General features: G+C 48.9%; 16 protein-coding genes and 1 pseudogene. 13 read left to right on the top strand and 4 right to left on the bottom strand.

Features of this window, described 5'->3' with window-relative positions; all coding sequences use genetic code 11:
* The first annotated feature begins 168 nt into the window (after positions 1–168).
* Positions 169–1905 carry a methyl-accepting chemotaxis protein gene (locus HQN90_RS28805; RefSeq protein WP_173225430.1) on the top strand — a complete coding sequence of 579 codons (1737 nt, stop codon included), beginning with the start codon at positions 169–171 and terminating at the stop codon, positions 1903–1905.
* A 72-nt stretch (positions 1906–1977) separates the two neighbouring features.
* Here HQN90_RS28805 and HQN90_RS28800 read toward each other — a convergent pair whose 3' ends face one another.
* Positions 1978–3267, bottom strand: coding sequence for a glycoside hydrolase family 18 protein (locus HQN90_RS28800; RefSeq protein WP_173225427.1), 1290 nt, complete (start codon positions 3265–3267; stop codon positions 1978–1980).
* 217 nt (positions 3268–3484) lie between these two features.
* Here HQN90_RS28800 and HQN90_RS28795 point away from each other — a divergent pair, with 217 nt between their 5' ends.
* The 6 genes and pseudogenes from HQN90_RS28795 (at position 3485) to HQN90_RS28775 (ending at position 6448) form a co-directional block, all read left to right on the top strand.
* Positions 3485–4267, top strand: a complete 783-nt coding sequence (locus HQN90_RS28795; RefSeq protein WP_246362894.1) for a hypothetical protein — start codon at positions 3485–3487, stop codon at positions 4265–4267.
* Between the two features lie 5 nt (positions 4268–4272).
* Positions 4273–4725, top strand: a complete 453-nt coding sequence (locus tag HQN90_RS28790; RefSeq protein ID WP_173225426.1) for a hypothetical protein — start codon at positions 4273–4275, stop codon at positions 4723–4725.
* A 174-nt stretch (positions 4726–4899) separates the two neighbouring features.
* Positions 4900–5094: pseudogene (locus HQN90_RS39740) on the top strand (YiaA/YiaB family inner membrane protein); the annotation flags it as partial.
* Entirely contained in the window at positions 5086–5340 is a 255-nt protein-coding gene (locus HQN90_RS39735; protein WP_326071489.1) for a YiaA/YiaB family inner membrane protein, read from the top strand. The pseudogene HQN90_RS39740 and the gene HQN90_RS39735, both read left to right, overlap by 9 nt.
* Positions 5341–5478: 138 nt before the next feature.
* A complete protein-coding gene (locus HQN90_RS28780; RefSeq protein WP_173225423.1) occupies positions 5479–5958 on the top strand; it encodes a CBO0543 family protein in 480 nt (159 codons plus the stop codon).
* 10 nt (positions 5959–5968) lie between these two features.
* Positions 5969–6448 carry a CBO0543 family protein gene (locus HQN90_RS28775; protein ID WP_173225420.1) on the top strand — a complete coding sequence of 160 codons (480 nt, stop codon included), beginning with the start codon at positions 5969–5971 and terminating at the stop codon, positions 6446–6448.
* Between the two features lie 522 nt (positions 6449–6970).
* Here the strand turns inward: HQN90_RS28775 and xylA are convergent.
* Positions 6971–8290, bottom strand: a complete 1320-nt coding sequence (xylA, locus tag HQN90_RS28770; RefSeq protein ID WP_173225417.1) for a xylose isomerase — start codon at positions 8288–8290, stop codon at positions 6971–6973.
* Positions 8291–8461: 171 nt separating this feature from the next.
* On the opposite strand from xylA, the gene HQN90_RS28765 reads away from it, so the two are divergent.
* The 3 genes from HQN90_RS28765 to HQN90_RS28755 all read left to right on the top strand — a co-directional run bounded on the left by HQN90_RS28765 (position 8462) and on the right by HQN90_RS28755 (position 10923).
* On the top strand, positions 8462–9637 hold the full coding sequence (locus tag HQN90_RS28765) for an ROK family transcriptional regulator (RefSeq protein ID WP_173225414.1): 1176 nt from the start codon (positions 8462–8464) through the stop codon (positions 9635–9637).
* Positions 9638–9785: 148 nt separating this feature from the next.
* Complete coding sequence (locus HQN90_RS28760) at positions 9786–10280, top strand: hypothetical protein (protein ID WP_173225411.1); 495 nt, start codon at positions 9786–9788, stop codon at positions 10278–10280.
* A 118-nt stretch (positions 10281–10398) separates the two neighbouring features.
* A complete protein-coding gene (locus HQN90_RS28755) occupies positions 10399–10923 on the top strand; it encodes a Crp/Fnr family transcriptional regulator (protein WP_173225408.1) in 525 nt (174 codons plus the stop codon).
* 3 nt (positions 10924–10926) lie between these two features.
* Here the strand turns inward: HQN90_RS28755 and hmpA are convergent, their stop codons facing one another.
* A complete protein-coding gene (gene hmpA, locus HQN90_RS28750; protein ID WP_173225405.1) occupies positions 10927–12141 on the bottom strand; it encodes an NO-inducible flavohemoprotein in 1215 nt (404 codons plus the stop codon).
* Positions 12142–12323: 182 nt separating this feature from the next.
* On the opposite strand from hmpA, the gene HQN90_RS28745 reads away from it, so the two are divergent.
* Together HQN90_RS28745 and HQN90_RS28740 are read left to right on the top strand one after the other, a co-directional pair.
* Complete coding sequence (locus tag HQN90_RS28745; RefSeq protein WP_173225402.1) at positions 12324–14285, top strand: dihydroorotate dehydrogenase; 1962 nt, start codon at positions 12324–12326, stop codon at positions 14283–14285.
* Between the two features lie 20 nt (positions 14286–14305).
* Complete coding sequence (locus HQN90_RS28740) at positions 14306–15040, top strand: metallophosphoesterase family protein (protein WP_173225399.1); 735 nt, start codon at positions 14306–14308, stop codon at positions 15038–15040.
* A gap of 626 nt (positions 15041–15666) precedes the next feature.
* On the opposite strand, the gene HQN90_RS28735 is transcribed toward HQN90_RS28740, so the two are convergent.
* Entirely contained in the window at positions 15667–16302 is a 636-nt protein-coding gene (locus HQN90_RS28735; RefSeq protein ID WP_173225396.1) for an FMN-dependent NADH-azoreductase, read from the bottom strand.
* A 233-nt stretch (positions 16303–16535) separates the two neighbouring features.
* On the opposite strand from HQN90_RS28735, the gene HQN90_RS28730 reads away from it, so the two are divergent.
* Positions 16536–17570, top strand: coding sequence for an agmatine deiminase family protein (locus tag HQN90_RS28730; RefSeq protein ID WP_173225510.1), 1035 nt, complete (start codon positions 16536–16538; stop codon positions 17568–17570).
* Position 17571 lies beyond the last annotated feature (1 nt).

Genomic DNA, 17571 nt, shown 5'->3' with positions numbered 1-17571 from the left:
CCTGCATTCATCCAGCGGATAATAAAGTTAATAGTCTTATAGAAATGCAACTAAAAACAACAAAATAAGTATAATAACATAATATTAATATTGATTTTATTTGCACTTTACAAATCTATGATACAGTTAGTTTATGTAGAAATCATTGACAAAGAGAGGGAGAAGAAAATGAGGGTTTATCAGGTGAAGCGAATAGCTGCGGATATGAAAATAAGCAATAAAATATTGGCTTTAAATGTAGTAGCGGTTGTTTTTCTCATTATATTGACGGTGACCAGCTTCTTTTTCCTGAGAAATATGAACAGCAATGCCGAAAGGATGTATGAAAATGATTATTTGCCTACAACCTGGATCAATCAAGTGGAGAGCAATGTCCATACGATGAATAACAGTCTTCTGGAGCTGATTCTAACACCTGATGCCCACTACAAGGATGTACTGGACAATGAGATGGCCAAAGTTCGTGTGCAAACGAACCAATTATTGAAGGATTACGAGATATCGCTGCAGGGAGAGCCGGTGGCTGAGCTATGGATGTCCAAGCTTAACAAAGCTTTGCTCGATTACGAGGAGGATAAGCAAAAGGTAAAAGCACTATCAGCCGCAGGTCAGGAAAAAGAGGCTTATTCTTATTATAAGTCACACATCAAAAGCACAATGGAAGACATCAATAGTTACATGGACAGCTTGCAGCAAGATCGGTTGGAAATCTCTGAGGTTCTGAATAAGGAGCGTAAACATCAGTACACGACTTTGATATGGACACTGATTGTGTCCTCACTGATAGCGGTCGTCGTCTTTTATTCGATTGGCAGGTGGATTTCTACGTTGATTGTTAAGCCGCTGAAAGCCATGCAGGCGCTTATGGCGGAAGCGGAGGCGGGCAATCTCTCCCTGCAAGAGGGTAGTGCCATCGCGAAAGATGAGGTCGGCATGCTGAATCGCTCTTTCCATGCCATGCTGGTCAGCCTGCGGGCATTCATCGGCGATGTGCAGCATGGCGCGCATATACTCGCGCAGCAAGCTGAGCAGTTTGCCGGCCATGCCGAGCAAAGCAAACTGGCGGCCGAAACCATTACGGCATCAACGGATGTCTTCGCTGAAGGCATACAGAAGCAAGTGACGATTGCCACAGAGACTTTAATGACCATACAAGTGATGAAAGAGGAAATGGCTGTCATCCAAGGAGACAGTCTTCATATGGCGCAGCTTGCCGAGACGGCTGCTGATTCTTCTCTTGCAGGGATGGACTCCGTTCAGAGGATGAGAGAGCGAATTGGACTTGTCTTCGATGAGGTGTCGGCGGCCGGAACGATCGTGGGTGAGCTCCGCTCCAGCTGTGGAGAAATCAGCTCGATTACTTCCGTTATTGCAGAAATTGCAGAGCAAACGAATTTACTGGCTCTGAATGCAGCGATTGAAGCGGCTAGGGCGGGGGATAGCGGAAAAGGCTTCAGTGTAGTCGCTGAAGAGGTCCGCAAGTTAGCTGCCCAAACGAACGAGGCGGCTAAGCAGATTGCCCGTCTTTTGCATGAGATAGAGCGCAAAACGGGAGCCGTCAACAAGGTGATGACACAAGGGATGAAACTTACGGAAGATGGTGTGAATGCCTCTCAGCAAGTGAATGAGTCGCTTATTTTTATGAAGGAAGCTTTTGGCGGCGTTTCACAAAAGGTGGAGGATGTGGGCGCAGCCATTGCCCATGTCACAACGCGCAGCGATGAAGTTGTTAGGCAAATGGAACGGGTCACGGCATCCGCCAATCAAGGGGCGGCATCAAGCCAAGATTCAGCTTCAGCGAATGAGGAGCAGCTCGCGATGATGGAGGAGATTTCATTTTCCTCCAAACTATTGTCGGATATGGCCGAACAGCTTCAGCAAGCGGCTGTTCGATTCCGCATTTGAAGACAAGAGGATTTCCCAGTCGCGAAGAGGGAATCCTCTTTTCTTTGCCTGTATCAGGAGACTGCCTGACGCTCAAGCTCGCTTCACAATTTTAAAATGATCCTCAAGGAGCAGCCAGTTCTGCGGGAATTTCAGACCAAGCTTCCAGTAGCTGATTCCGCGTAAACCAAGCTCCTTCAACAGGTTGAATTTTGCTTGAATGGAGCGGGCATCCTCGAACCATACGGTATGCTCCTTGCCATTTTCATCCCAATAGTTGAAATGCGGCGCCTGAGCCGTGTAGTCGTACAAGATTTGCGAATGATATTTACGGGCTATCTGTATGGCAGCCTGGGGAGAGACGGCTTTGGCAAAAGCGCCGCCTTTCACGAAAGGCAGTGTCCAGTCGTAGCCATAGAGGTTCTGGCCCATCATGATCTTGGAGGCGGGCATCTCGCTAATCGCATACTCTAGTACTTTGCGGACAGGACCAATGGGAGATACCGCCATAGGGGGGCCGCCGCTGTAGCCCCATTCATAGGTCATAATCACGACAAAATCCGCAATTTGGCCATGCGCCTTGTAGTCGTGCGCGGAGTACCACTGGCCGGCTTGAGCTGCGCTTGTTTTGGGGGCGAGGGCGGTGGACATCAGATAGCCTTCTTGATGAATTTGATCGGCTGCCTTTCGAAGAAAGCGATTATAGGCTTCGCGATCATCGGGGAACAGATGCTCGATGTCAAAATGGATGTCTTTGAAGCCAAGTTGCTTAGCGGTCGATTGAATCGTCTGAAGCAAACGATTCTGAACGGCTTCATCTGTAAGGAAAATATGTCCGAGCTCTGCGCTGAACTGGTCATTTTCCAGATTGGTCACAACCATCATCAATGTGACGCTATTTTGAGCTGTGATAGCACGAAGATCGTCCAGCGGAGGGGCATGCAGTGTGCCGTCTCGCTGGATGCGGAAGCTGAAGGGAGCTAGGTACGTTAGATGAGGGGCTGCTTCCTTGGCAGACTGAATCAAAGTTGGCGCTACATCCGTGCCTCTAGGCTCCAAATAAGCATTCACTTCCGCCTGAGTACGCGGAGTGGGTGGGATGAACAGGCGAAAGCCGATGGGGAGAGGCTGATAGAGGTGGACGCCATTCATCTCAGCCAAGGTCTGTCCGTCGAGTCCTAGCTTTGCGGCAATCATATAGAGGCTTTCGCCAGCGTGCACCCAGTAGTAGGAGCCTGCAATTGGAATGACCAATGCCTGTCCGATGACCAATGTCTCGCTGGGTATCATCTCATTGGCCGCTGCAATGGCTTCTATAGATGAACCATAGAGCTGCGAAATACGGTATAGCGACTGTCCCTTCTGGACAACGTGAATTTGCATGGGAGTTCCTCACTTTCTTTGTAAGCTTGAAGGATTGGATCCGAGCCTACCTTTTTCTTTTACCATATTCGTCTAGAGGTGGATGGGTGTATGTCTATGGAAACTATATGCAATTGCAAGAAACCCCGCCCTGATAAGGATTATGGCAGAGATGTATATCTTACGGGGGAAAGCGGATACTACAAGAATTGGAAATCCACTCATAAGGATGCTGTTCATGGGAACTAAACCTCGTCGCCAAATTGCGTTTCTTAGCTTGCTGGGCATCACGCAGTTGCATCTGCGCAATCCACTCATTATGATGTGGTGGTCTGCCGCCTTTCCAGGTTTTGGTCATCTGCTCTTATCCAAATACTTTCGCGGGTTTCTTCTGATTGGCTGGGAAATGTTCATCAATACTCAGATGCATTTGAACGAAGCTATGGTCTATACCTTCATCGGACACTTCGAGCAAGCTAACGACGTCATTCAACTTCGTTGGATGTCGCTTTACGCGCCTGTTTATTTATTCGCGATCTATGACAGCTACCGCACCTCCATTGATTTAAATCATCAATACATCCTGGCCAAAAGGGAAAATGCGCCGATCGCACCTTTCAAAATGGCTGGCATGGAAATTAACTACCTTGATAAACGCTCACCTTCGTTAGGGGTGATATGGTCCTTGCTAATGCCGGGCATGGGGCAGCTGTTTACACATCGCATCATTATGGCTTTTTTTGTTCTTGGCAACTGGATTATGCTCTGCTATTGGTCGCATTTGCTGGAAGGCATTCATTTTTTGATTTTAGGGGATTTAACGCGCTCGGCGAATGTGGTTACCATGCACTGGATCTTGTTTTTACCTTCGATTTATGGCTTTGCTGTCTATGATACTTATGTGAATACGGTTGAATATAACAAGCTATTTGATCATGAACAGGCTGTCATGCTAAAAGCGGATTACCAGCATCCTCAATTCCTATTTCCACAATCGCCACAACAAAAAGGAGGAGGGTGATTACCATGCATGTCATCGCATCATTCGACCATTCGATTTATTTGGAACTGGCGATTACTGCGCTGGAAGAGCTGGGTATTCCCAAAGAACGCATCTATGCCGTCCCCTTGCAGGAAAGACCAAAGAAGCCCAAGATGTTCGACAGCATCAATAGTTCGGATGGGATCAGCTTATTCGATGCTGGCGTTGCTCTGGCTACGGCATGTACAGTGATCGGATCTTCCTATGGGTTTATTTTGAAGGGAGGAGCCATTCTATGGGGGATTATTGGTGCTGTAGTCGGTTTCCTGATTGGTTTTATCATAGATATCCTGCATCAGAAGAAGACCGCGATAACGAAAGCGAAAACCAAGAAATCCGAAGTCATTATACTTGTAACTTGCGCCCATGAAGAGGCTAAACATATTCAGGAGGTTTTCTGGGAGCATCTTGCTTTTGGAGTTGCGGTTTGTGATTGAGGAGTAGATTGTATAGAAACCCGTTTGAGCCCTATGCTCGAGCGGGTTATTTGGGTTGGTACTACTGGTAAATAGTACTATCTGAAAGAAAAACGATCTCCTATAATAAGGAACAAGAGCAGCATACTACAGCGTTGCAGCAGCAACCACAGGGGGATTTTGGAGATGAACAACATTCGGAAACGGAATACAACAGCATTCACATTCATGGCATGGGCATCCTTTATTGGCGCATTTCTGGCGATGTTCATCGGTATCTATACCTTGGAAGAATCACTGAGTGTCAAAGGCTATTTCGCGGTATGTGCGTTATTTCTCACGATGTCCGCCTTTGTTCTGCAGAAAGTAATCCGTGATAATTTGGAGGATGGCTACGTCGGCCGCAAGCGGAATACAGCAGCTTTCACTTTCTTGGCGTGGAGTTCCTTCGCGCTGGCGCTTCTAGGGATGTTCATCGGAATCATTAACTTAGAACAGCTTCTTTCGGTTAAAGGGTACTATGCCGTTACAGCGTTATTCCTTACAATGTCTTCTTTTGTCTTACAGAAAACCGTCCGTGATAATAACGATGATGAGCCGTTGCAACCGGTTGAGCCTAAATTCGAAGAGCTATAAAAAACGTGGAAATAAAGCAGGAAATGACGATGGAGTTTAGTTCATGACAATGAGCTAAACTTCTTTGTTGTAGGGATAAACAGAAGCAAATCGGGCATATTGGGATAATGAGCTAATTCGCATAGAAAGGCTGAGCATATGACAGTTGAACGAGCTATTTTGATCTGGGTTTGGGTGCTTTGCATCGTTCTCATACCAATTCTAATACCCAAGCATCGAAGTAGGGAAGCTATCCTTTTATTTCTTGCCAATCAATTGCTGACTTGGATCCTAAGTGTCATGTTCGTTGAGTGGGGCTTGCTAGAAAATCCGATTCGCGAATTTCCCGCGGCCTCGGGGAGTAATTTCACGAACAACTATTTGCTATTTCCGTTTTTATCAACGCTGTTTTCCCTCTATTACCCTAATCATAAAAGCTTCGGTTTACAGGTGCTGTATCAAATAATGTTTGTTCTTGGCGGAGGTATTTACATTGCTTGTATCTCTAAATATACAGAACTCCTGCGCTATATTCATTTGAATGTCTATCTTCAGATGCTGGTAACACTGATCGTTATAAATATGACGAGATTATACGGAATATGGTTTTTCCAAAAGAAAACACATCAGGAAAGGTAGCACATTCACTATGAACTTGACGGTTGATCGCATAATCATCATAGCTGTATGGATCTTTTCCCTGATTGGTTTGCTCATTATCCCTAAACAGCATCGCCGCAAGGCGCAGGTAGCTTTTCTATTTCAACAGTTTTTAACCTGGATTCTAGGGCTTATTGTTGTTCAAAATGATTGGTTGGATTACCCCGTTAGAGAACTTAAACATAATTATACAAGTCTAACCTTTGAAATTATGGGCTATCCGGCGATTGCCGTCTATTTGAATATCTACTACCCCGCCGCCAAAAGCTTAGGGGTTCGTTTCCTATACATCCTGGCTTATCCCGCAGGAATAACGCTCACAGAACTCCTGCTTGAGTCCTATACGGACGTGATCCGCTATCATTCTTGGAACTGGTATTGGACGTTTCTAAGCATATGGGCGACTTTGCAGTTGTCGCTTTTTTTCAACCGGTGGTTTTTTCGCGAGAAAAAGGGGTTTCAGGATTAATTCCTTGTCAGTTTACTCTTTAGCAAGCCAGTGGCGAATACCTCGTTCTAATGAGTTGAAAAAGAACTATGATCCTCTATTTAGAGGAAAAGGTAACCAATTGGCGGTGAAAGGGAACTAGTATACGCTAATTGTTAAAAAAGTGGGGCAAACAGGCGGGAAATGTGGATTTAGCGGATCGTAGTTCCTCTAGAGCTGGATAATGGGGCGTAAATGGTCAAATAGCGTACCACAGTTCTTCTTAGCTGGAAAAAGATGAGGTGCTCACACGCGGGTCATTGAGATAGCCGGGGGCCACAGGCACCGTTTAATTTGTGGTCTGTGGAGTGATCAGATGATAGCGGGTCATAGCCACCGCAGTGATAGCCGTCATGTTGGTGAAAATTGGGAAGCAGCAGCCGAGCAAATAGTCATATTCATCAAGCTGTAGGTAGAAAACAGCACAGCAAAAAATCGCCCCAGATACGCGCAAGCTTGGCGTGTACCTGAGGCGATGCAGGAGGAAGCTGGAACTCTCTTGACTTAAGAGTTGACCAGATACTGATTCACGGTGGCTTTGATTAATTCCAAACGACCGGACTGGTTCACGATGGCGCCGTTGTTCTGTAGGGCGTAAGCTTCCAGAGATTTGAAGTCTGCTTTGCCGGAGACGATGTCCGCGCCGATGCCGGATTTGAAGGAAGCGTAGCGCGTATCCAAAATGTTGTCGAATACGCGATCTTCGATCAATTTGGCGGCAACTTCCAAGCCGCGAGCGAACGCGTCCATACCTGCGATGTGGGAATAGACCACATCGATAGGCTCAAAGGAAGTACGGCGAACCTTGGCGTCGAAGTTTACGCCGCCGCGGCCGATGCCGCCTTCATTGAGCAGGATTTCGTACATCGCGAGGGTAGTCGCGTACAGGTCTGTTGGGAATTCGTCGGTATCCCAGCCGAGCAGCAAGTCGCCTTGGTTCGCATCAATGGAACCAAGAATGCCGTTGACGCGAGCAACACGAAGCTCGTGCTCGAAGGTATGGCCAGCAAGCGTAGCATGGTTGGCTTCCAGGTTTAATTTGAAATAAGGCAGCAAATCATATTTTTGCAAGAATGAAAGCGTCGTAGCCGCATCGAAGTCATATTGGTGTTTGGAAGGCTCTTTTGGTTTAGGCTCGATCAGGAATTGACCGGTATAGCCGATTTCTTTGGCATAATCAACCGCCATGTGCAGGAAGCGAGCCAAATTGTCGAGCTCCAGACCGAGGTCGGTGTTGAGCAAAGTTTCGTAGCCTTCACGGCCGCCCCAGAAAACATAGTTCTCAGAGCCAAGCTCTTTGGCATGGTCGAGAGCTTTCTTCACTTGAGCTGCAGCGTACGCAAAGACATCAGCATTATTCGTTGTAGCGGCACCGTGCACGAAGCGCGGGTTAGTGAACATATTTGCTGTATTCCAGAGCAACTTCTTGCCGCTGGACGCCATTTTATTTTTAATCATCGCGACGACGGCATCTAAGTTCTTGTTCGTTTCCTGCAAAGTGTCGCCTTCAGGCGCGATATCCCGGTCATGGAAGGCAAAATAGTCGACATCGAGGATGTTCAGCAGCTCAAAGCAAGCGTCAACACGAGCTTGGGCCAGCTCCAGGCCTGAATATTGATCCCAAGCGCGAACCATCGTGCCGCTGCCGAAAGGATCAGAGCCATTCGCTGAGAAAGAATGCCAGTAAGCGATTGCAAAACGCAGGTGTTCGCGCATAGTTTTGCCTAGAACAACTTGGTCCGGATTATAAAATTTAAAGGATAGCGGGTTCGAGGATGTGCGGCCTTCGTACTTAATCGGTTGAATGTTATCAAAATAACTCATGAATTCAGCCTCCCTATTGTGGTTAATAAATGCTTCTGAAGTCATCATAGCACCATTCGAATAGTTTGTAAATTCATTAAACAAACTTAGTTGGTGCGAGAAAAAGCCTTTCATGTTAAAATCATTTCAACACATCAAAAGACAAGTAATCGGAGTAGTATGGGGGCTGGCATGAAGCAAACAGGCGATTTAAATTTGGTTAAAAAAATAAATAAATCCATCGTACTTCACCATATTCGCACGGACTCGCCGATCTCCCGCGCCCGGATCGCGGAGATTACAGGATTGACCAAGGCAACGGTATCCAGTTTGGTTAATGAGCTTATGGAGAGCAGTCTCGTCGATGAGATCGGAGTCGGGGAGTCAAGTGGCGGGCGTAAGCCGATGATGCTGCTGTTCAATGGGACAGCGGGTTATGCAATCGGTGTAGATTTGGGTGTGCACGATATTCTTGCTGTTCTCACCGATCTGACCGGCAAGATTGTTCGTGAGAAGCGGGTCATGCATGACAACAACTCGGCTGAAGAAGTCATCGAGCAGCTAAAGACGATCATTCGTGAGCTGATCAGCAGTGCGCCGGAAAGCGTCTACGGGATTATCGGCATCGGTATCGGAGTGCCCGGCATCTGTGATGAAGACGGCAATCTTCTGTTCGCGCCGAATCTAGGATGGGAGAACGTCTCTTTGCAGAAGCAAATGGAGGAGACCTTCAACATTCCTGTTGTGATTGATAACGAAGCGAATGCAGGCGCAGTCGGAGAGAAGCAGTTCGGCGCGGGCAAAGATACGGCGAATTTGGTGTATATTTCAATCGGCATCGGAATTGGTGCGGGGATTATTATAAAAGGCGAGCTGTATCGCGGTGCGACGGGCTTCTCGGGGGAGATTGGGCACATCTCCATCCAGCATGACGGACCCAAATGCCGCTGCGGCAGCCTAGGCTGTTGGGAACTTTATGCATCGGAGCACGCGTTGTTGGAACAAGCTCGCCGAGAATTTGGAGGCGCTGTTACCTTAGATATGCTGCTCGGGAGAGCAGAGGCGGGCGAAGCGGAGGTCATCGCGCTTTTTGAGCGCCTTGGTTATTATCTTGGTGTGGGCGTCGTCAATATCATTAACGGATACAATCCAGAGTTTATCATTCTTGGCGGACGTTTGGCCGGAGCGGAGAAGTGGTTGATGAAACCGCTGCTTCAGCTGCTGGAGAAGCGATCGCTTTCTCACCTTCGGAAGCTGCCTAAGGTTGAATTCTCCCAATTGAGCGATCGCTCAACTGTGCTTGGGGCGGCATCGTTTGCTGTGGCCAAATTTTTCGCCTCAACGACGGTGTCGGTAGAGCGCAGCTAAAAGGGGGGGGCGAATAGGTGCCTGCCAAGAGGTGATCTTTTCCAAGCGGGAAAGGATTGACCGACGGTTTGTTTCTTATGTAGAATGTAGAAAGCCAAGTTTCAAACTCGGTATTTCCTCATTAAACATAGAAGGACGGGAATTAACGATGCTTCTGCGTTCATTAATTATGTGCTGTTATTTGATGGGAGCGTATTGGGCATCTTATCATTTCCCATCCTTGAAGATGGTTTTTTTTCCGACTCTCGGTGCGTTCAGCTTCTTATTCATGCATCGTGTTGATCAAATCAAAGACATCGGGCGCATTACGCTTGGTGCTGTGATTGCCGTATCCATTGGCAGTCTCATGTATAGTTTAAGCCACGGTGCGGTTTCATTTTTCATAACGGCCTTGATGACGATCCTGCTGATTCAATTTTTCAAATGGAATGCGGCTCCGATTCTGGCGGTATCCTTCATTCCTTTTTTCGCACATCCAACTTCGTTCTGGGCATTGCCTGCCGCTGTTGTTGTTTCCTTGTTAGGGCTAGTGGTGTCGGTTTGGCTTATGGGCAAGGTGGAACGATGGCATTTCGTTACGAAATGGTCGTTATCCTTGGCGCTGCTTCGCAATAAATTCGTACCGCTCAAAAAAGAACTTTAACACGACAAAAAGCGATCAGCAGATGAAACTGCTGTCGCTTTTTTGTCACTTCATGAGCAAATAATAGGGTGAGAGAGCGAAATATGCTCGCATTTTGGCATAATAAAAGGAGTTCAAGATGATCCTCCATAAAGGTGAGACGTTGTTCCGCCAAGGCGAAAAAGGCGGGCTCTACCGACTGCAAAGCGGTTTGCTGAAGATTGTCCGTGTCCATGAGGATGGGACGCCAACGCTTGTGAATATGATTGTGCCGGAAGAAACGATTCCGCATCACTCGCTCTTAAGTCCAATCCCTAACTATGGCACTGCGATTGCGTTAGTGACTTGCCAGATTGAACGGCTTCCAGCCGAGCAGTGGTATCGGGATTTGGAGCAGCAGCCGGAGAAATTCCGCGAAATTGCAGGGCAACTGCAGGACAAGCTGCGAATGATGCAGCAGCGGATTGATCAACTGACCGAAGTGAAACCCGCCGTAAGGCTTCAGAAGCTTCAGAGCTGGATGCACACCTACTTGGGAAGCATGGTGCTTACGGATGTTTTGACGCAGGAAGAGATTGGACAATTCATCGGGCTTCGCCGCGAGACGGTGAACCGTCTGCTGCGTGAGCAAGCTAAGCTAACCACCCAAACTGAGCAGCAGTAAGAGCTACAAGCTCCCGGCAGGGCCGAAAAACTCATAATGAAGATCTTCCGCAGGGATACCCCATTCGAGGAGAGCGTCATGGATCGCTTTCATGAAGGGGACAGGTCCACAGAAATAATAGCTGGCTTCTTTCACAGGGACGACGGTTTGCAGCCAGTTCAGGTCGATGTAGCCTTGTTTATGGAAGGCTGGTTCGGTTAGGTCCTGCTCGGTCGGCTTCTCGTAACACCAATGGAAGCTCAAATTGGAATGCTGCTGGGCGACAGTCTCGACCTGCTGCTTTAAGGCATGAAGCCGGCCATTGTGAGCGGCATGAATGAATGTGACTTGACGAGCTGGCTTCGCTATTGCCAAGGTGTTCAGCATGCTGACCATAGGCGTCAGCCCAACGCCGCCGCTAATCAGCACAACAGGGCGTGAATCACGCTGATCCAGTGTGAAATCGCCTGCTGGAGCTGAAATAGAGAGGATATCGCCGACTTCCTTCTGCTCGTGGAGATACACGGAAACCTTTCCGGCAGGACGATCGACCATGGCATCTTCCCGCTTAACCGAGATTCGGTAATAAGGCTTGTCTGAAGCATCGGAGAGGCTGTATTGCCGAATCTGCTCGTGCTCTTCGCCTGGGATGTGCACGTTCACACTAATATATTGCCCTGGCTCAAAAGCAGCCAATGCTCCGCCATCGAGTGGTGTTATATAGAAAGAGGTGATAACATCGCTCTCTTTTACCTTTTGGATTATTCGGAATGGTCTGAAACCGGCCCAGCCTCCTGCCTGTGACTTCGCTTGTTCATACATATCTGCTTCAATACCGATGAAAGCATCTGCAATAACACCGTAAGCTTCTCCCCAAGCTTGTAAAATTTCTTCCGAAGCGGCATCTCCGAGTACATCTTTAATAGCCTCAAGGAGATACTTGCCGACAATCGGATAATGTTCGGCTTGCACGCCCAAGCTGCGATGTTTGTGAGCGATTTGTTTCACCACTGGCAGAATCATCTCTAGTTGATTGACGTGCAGGGCGGCTGCATAAACGGCGTTGGCTAAGGCAGCTTGCTGTTTGCCTTGTTTTTGGTTGGCGTGATTGAAAATATGCAGAAGTTCCGGATGCGCGGTAAAAAGCATGTTATAGAAGCGTGTAGTAATGGCCGTGCCATGGATTTCTAAAACGGGAACCGTAGATTTAATGACTTCAATTGTATGTTGACTCAGCATAGCTATTCGCCTCACTTCTGTACCAGATTCTGTTGATGAGCCAAGTATATCGAAAACAAAGCTTAACCTTTGTGATCGTAATCACAGGAAAAGCCAACAAACTGTGTCTGTTTGCACCTCGCGGTATTCGCGTTATACTAGAATCAAGAAATTTCCATTTTGTCAGGAACGGGAGTGTCTCGATGCCGGATTGGTCTTACCATGCGATATTTCGTCCGCTGCTGTTTCGATTGCCAGGGCGAATAGCTCGAAACTGGACGCTCCATGCCATTGGCGGGTTAAGCCGCATCCCGGGCGGAACGTTCGTGATCAAAACGATGGGGCATATGGAGCTGTCGCCTGTCTTGGAAGATCAACTGGCGGGCGTGCCGATCGCTTGCCCGATCGGCTTAAGCGGTTCCCTCGATCCTCATGGGAGGGCGCACAAGGCGCTGGCCCAATTCGGGATCGGCTTCATTGAGCTCGGACCTGTGACGGTCCGAGCCGTGCACAGCGATGCGCCTATCGTGCGCATCGCGGAAGAAGAAGCCATCGTCTACCCCGATGGCTATGTGAATGACGGCGCGGACGCGATTGTCGCGCGCCTGCGCAAGGGCACGGGGCATCGCCTGCCGCACTTCGTGCGGCTTACGCCGATGCCCGGCAGCTCGCCGCGCGAGGCGCTTCTTCAGCAGCAGGAGCTGCTGGAGAAGCTGGCGCCGTACGCGGCGGGCTTCTACATCGATGGCCTCGCCGAAGGCTGGCCATCGGAAGAGGCGTTGGCGTACCTCGGCGAGGTGCGCCAGCTCGGGCAGGCAGCGGCCCCAGGGAAGCCGCTGCTGCTGTACGTGCCGCAGCAATATCCCATCGGGATGCTGCGTGAACTTGTAGACACCGCTGCCGAAGGCTGCAGCGGTGTTGTCGTGGGCGAAGCGCAGCGCGAGGCGGGCACCGACGGCATGCGCGTCGGAGGTGCGGGCGCGCTCGCCGCGCAGCTCGAGCGGGTTCAGGTGCTCCGCGAGGCGCTTGGCGAGGCGAGCACCATCGTAGCGGCTGGCGGGGTGCACCAGCCGCAGGACGCTCTTGAGCTGTTGGCGGCCGGCGCGAATAGCGTTCAGCTGCACAGTGGGCTAGTCTATGCAGGGCCGGGATTGCCCAAGCGAATTAATGAAGCGATTATATATGATCGCATTCAGCACACAGAGGAGCAGATTCCGCCTTCGTTCTGGGCGAATTGGGGCTGGATGAACCTGCTTGGCATCGGCATGATGGTTGGCGGTGTGCTGGCGTGGCTGATTGCCTCAACGACTGTGCTCTTGCCTTATGATGAAACCTTTCTCGGCGTGAGCCGAAGTGTCATAAACCGATTTAACGGGCATATTATACATTTCATGTCTCATGACCGCATAACGTTGGCGGGGACGATGATCTCGATTGGCATCTTCTATTCGCAGCTGGCTCGGCATGGCTTGCGAAGCGGGCTGCACTGGGCCAGGACAGCGGTTATCACCTCATGCGCGGTGGGATTCAGCAGCTTTTTCCTTTATCTCGGCTATGGCTATTTCGATCCTCTTCATGCCACAGTCGCGGCGATACTTTTGCCGATGCTGCTGCTCACCATGCGCGGCTTGAAGGATTATCCCTCACGCAAGCCGCCTGGCTTGCTCAACGACGCTGTTTGGCGCAGAGCGCAGTGGGGGCAATGCTGCTTCGTTGTACTCGGTTTTGGCCTCGCCATCGGCGGTCTGACGATATCCTTCGTGGGGATTACGAATGTGTTTGTGGACACAGATTTAGTCTATATAGGCCTCACAGCCGAACAGCTAGGGGCTTGGAACAATCAACTTATTCCGCTTATTGCGCATGACAGAGCTGGTTTTGGCGGAGCCCTCTTTTCCCTCGCGGTAGCGATTACAGCCTCTGCGCTTTGGGGAGTAGGGCAAGGCAAAAGCTGGCTCTGGTGGACGTTTCTTTGGGGCGGATTGCCGGGATTTACGGCCGGTCTGCTGATTCATTTTCACATTGGCTATATGGATTTCATTCATTTGCTTCCAGTGTACATAGCTGTCATGCTATACGGGATTGGGTTGTACTTGTTGTATCCGTATCTGGTCAGCAGCGCAGGCCAGTATGCCCGCGTCACGAGAACGAACGAACAATTTTAACATAAAGGCAGGTGTGGCTTGTGGAAAAGCTAGCGATTATTTCCGATATCCATGGCAATATGCCTGCATATGAAGCCGTGATGAAGGATATTCAGCAGCGGGCTGTAACACAAATCATTTGTCTCGGAGACTTGATAGGCAAGGGACCCCATTCCGAAAAGGCCGTGGACCTTGTACGTGAAGATTGCGACGTGGTCATCATGGGGAATTGGGATGATTTCATCGGAAATCCAACGAAAGACGCTATACTCCTGTGGCAGCAGGATAGACTTGGCAAGGAACGGATTGCTTATTTAAAAGGGCTACCTTTCTGCTACGAATTTTGGATGAGCGGGAAATTTGTAAGGCTGTTTCATGCTTCGCCTAGAAGTGTGTATGAACGCATTCAGCCATGGGATTCGATGGAGAGCCGATTGTCGATGTTTGAAGCCTCGGAGTTTTGTGGAGAGCTGCGGCCTGCGGATGTAGCAGGCTATGGGGACGTTCACAACGCTTACCTGCAGATTCTGAATGGCAAAATGCTGTTTAACACAGGAAGCGTAGGTAATCCGTTGGATATTACGCAAGCCTCGTATGTTCTTCTTGAGGGGCATTATCACAGTAAGGAGCCTGGTGCTTTCAACCTTCAGCACGTCCGAATCCCTTATGATATCGAGCTGGCTGTACAGCAGGCTAAGGATGAGGGGATGCCTGATGCAGAAGCTTACATCCTGGAATTGCGCACAGGGCAATATCGCGGCAGGAAAAAAACGTAACCAGTGTTATTTGCCGTCAAACGCCCAAAGATGATATGCCTCAGGTAGAGAATAAGAGCCCCAAAAGACTTCTATCTACTTTAAAAGCGGCCGTATGAGCGAAATAGAAGTCTTTGGGGACCGCTATTTGGAGCTTAGGTGGCAAAATGGAGCTATCGGGGCTGAATAAGAGCCCTTAAAGACTTCTATCTACTCAAAAAGCGGCCGTATGAGCGAAATAGAAGTCTTTGGGGACCGCTATTTGGAGCTTAGGTAGCAAAATGGAGCTATCGGGGCTGGATAAGAGCCCTTAAAGACTGCTATCTACTCAAAAAGCGACCGTATGAGCGAAATAGAAGTCTTTAGGGACCGCTATTTGGAGCTTAGGCGGCAAAATGGAGCTATCGGGGCTGGATAAGAGCCCTTAAAGACTTCTATCTACTCAAAAAGCGGCCGTATGAGCGAAATAGAAGTCTTTGGGGACCGCTATTTAGAGCTTAGGCGGCAAAATGGAGCTATCGGGGCTGAATAAGAGCCTCTCAAATACTCGGAAATCTGCTCCCGTGGAGTGGAACGCATCAAGAAATCCAAAAAAGGGCTATCCCCAAGTAGATTGATCTACTAGGGAACAGCCCTTTTCTTTATGCTTAGAAGTTTTTTGCCAAATTCTTCGCGCGGCCAATGGCTTCTTCTTTAATTTGCGCTGCTTTGTCAGGGAATTGATTATGTCCCTCTACGAATAGTCCTTGGAAATCCGTGATGCCGAAGAATCCCATAATAATACCGATGTAGCGGTGCCCGGATTCCATCGCGGCTGCCGGTCCCTCTGAATAAATACCGCCTCTGGCTTGGATATGCAGTGCTTTTTTACCGGGCAATAGGCCGACTGGGCCTGCTTCCGTGTATTTAAATGTTTTGCCAGCCATGCACAGGGAGTCGAGATAAGCCTTCATAATCGGAGGAAAAGAAAAGTTCCACATCGGTGTGACAAAAACGTATTTATCCGCCGCGACGAATTGATCGGTTAATTCCCCAAGCCGGCTGACTTTGCTTTGTTCATCTTGGCTTAAGGTTGAAAAGTCTTGGCCGCCGCGCAGTTTCCCCCATCCGCTGAACACATCGGCATCAATGTGAGGGACAGCGATGCTGTACAAGTCGAGAGGGATAACTTCGTCGCTCGGATGGGCTTCCCGATAAGCGTCAATAAAAGCTTTACCTACGGCCATACTGTAGGAAGTTTGGTGATCATGCGGATGCGCTGTGATGTATAAAATCGTTGCCAAAGTTGATCTTCCTTTCTTATGGTGGGCTTTTGAACCTCTATAATGTTCATTAAAAGCCGGCAAACTATGCATCAAGACATTCGTCTTGATCCGCACATTTGCTAAATTTGTAAAGGGATTTGCATTGAGCCTAAGCTTCTTTTGGGTTATGATGAAAGACGGTGCATTTGGCACTATTCTTTGATGTCTACGAAAGTCTACCGACAAATTTATATAAAGCGAGATGGATGATGATGAAACCTACAGATGTAAACTATAAAATGCCAGCCGAATGGACAACTCATGAACGAACGTTCATCTCTTGGCCCGTGCAAGATTCCATGGTCTACCCTGAAGATCACGCAGTGGTGACGAAAGGCTATGAGGATTTGGTCAAAGCGATTGCTGAGTTTGAGCCTGTGACCGTGGTTGTGAACCCTGCGGAAGCGGAGCAGGTGAGAGCACGTTTTACCGAGAGCAATGTCGATTTTCTAGAAATCGAGCACAATGATGCTTGGTTCCGCGATAACGGGCCAACGTTCTTGCTGAATGAGCAGCAGGAGATCGCGGCTGTGAACTGGAAATTCAACGCTTGGGGCGGCAAATATGCGCCTTGGGATCTGGATGACAACGTTGCTCCGCAAATCCTTGAGCATCATGGTGTGAAGCGGTTTGACGCTCCGCTGGTCATGGAAGGCGGGTCCATTCATGTGGATGGAGAAGGCACGCTTCTGACGACGGAAGAATGTCTCCTGAACACGAACCGCAATCCGGACTTGAGCCGAGAGCAGATCGAAGCATATGTGAAAGATTTCGTGAACGTAGAGAAGATCATCTGGCTGAACAAAGGGCTGGACGGGGATGAAACAGACGGCCACGTCGATAACATCGCCTGCTTTGCAGCTCCCGGCAAGGTGATTATGCAAGTGTGCAACGACCCGTCGGATGCCAACTATGCGATCACACAGGAAAATTTAGAAATTTTGCGTCATGCGAAGGATGCCAAAGGACGCTCTTTGGAGATTATCCAAATCGAGCAACCCCCTTTAACCTTCTTTGAGGAGCAGCGGTTAACGCTCAGCTATTTAAACTTTTATTTCGTGAACGGCGGCATTATTTTGCCGGTGTTTGGCGGAACAGCGGAAGAAACAGACCGCAAGGCCGAAGAAGTGCTAAGCGCAGCTTTCCCGGATCGCCGAATCCGCAAAATCAACGGCATGTCCATCATCAAAGAGGGCGGCAATGTCCACTGCACAACGCAGCAAATGCCAGCTAGCCAGAAAGGGTAGG

The sequence above is a fragment of the Paenibacillus alba genome, from assembly GCF_013204855.1.
GTDB lineage: Bacteria > Bacillota > Bacilli > Paenibacillales > NBRC-103111 > Paenibacillus_E > Paenibacillus_E alba.
The sequence above is the reverse complement of the archived record's forward strand: the minus strand, read 5'-3'. Positions and strand labels throughout refer to the sequence as shown.

Excerpts from the sequence above, each read along its gene's own strand:
- HQN90_RS28805 (WP_173225430.1), top strand. The coding sequence starts at position 169 with ATGAGGGTTTATCAGGTGAAGCGAATAGCTGCGGATATGAAAATAAGC.
- HQN90_RS28800 (WP_173225427.1), bottom strand. The coding sequence starts at position 3,267 with ATGCAAATTCACGTTGTCCAGAAGGGACAGTCGCTATACCGTATTTCG.
- HQN90_RS28795 (WP_246362894.1), top strand. The coding sequence starts at position 3,485 with ATGGGAACTAAACCTCGTCGCCAAATTGCGTTTCTTAGCTTGCTGGGC.
- HQN90_RS28790 (WP_173225426.1), top strand. The coding sequence starts at position 4,273 with ATGCATGTCATCGCATCATTCGACCATTCGATTTATTTGGAACTGGCG.
- HQN90_RS28780 (WP_173225423.1), top strand. The coding sequence starts at position 5,479 with ATGACAGTTGAACGAGCTATTTTGATCTGGGTTTGGGTGCTTTGCATC.
- HQN90_RS28775 (WP_173225420.1), top strand. The coding sequence starts at position 5,969 with ATGAACTTGACGGTTGATCGCATAATCATCATAGCTGTATGGATCTTT.
- xylA (WP_173225417.1), bottom strand. The coding sequence starts at position 8,290 with ATGAGTTATTTTGATAACATTCAACCGATTAAGTACGAAGGCCGCACA.
- HQN90_RS28765 (WP_173225414.1), top strand. The coding sequence starts at position 8,462 with ATGAAGCAAACAGGCGATTTAAATTTGGTTAAAAAAATAAATAAATCC.
- HQN90_RS28760 (WP_173225411.1), top strand. The coding sequence starts at position 9,786 with ATGCTTCTGCGTTCATTAATTATGTGCTGTTATTTGATGGGAGCGTAT.
- HQN90_RS28755 (WP_173225408.1), top strand. The coding sequence starts at position 10,399 with ATGATCCTCCATAAAGGTGAGACGTTGTTCCGCCAAGGCGAAAAAGGC.
- hmpA (WP_173225405.1), bottom strand. The coding sequence starts at position 12,141 with ATGCTGAGTCAACATACAATTGAAGTCATTAAATCTACGGTTCCCGTT.
- HQN90_RS28745 (WP_173225402.1), top strand. The coding sequence starts at position 12,324 with ATGCCGGATTGGTCTTACCATGCGATATTTCGTCCGCTGCTGTTTCGA.
- HQN90_RS28730 (WP_173225510.1), top strand. The coding sequence starts at position 16,536 with ATGAAACCTACAGATGTAAACTATAAAATGCCAGCCGAATGGACAACT.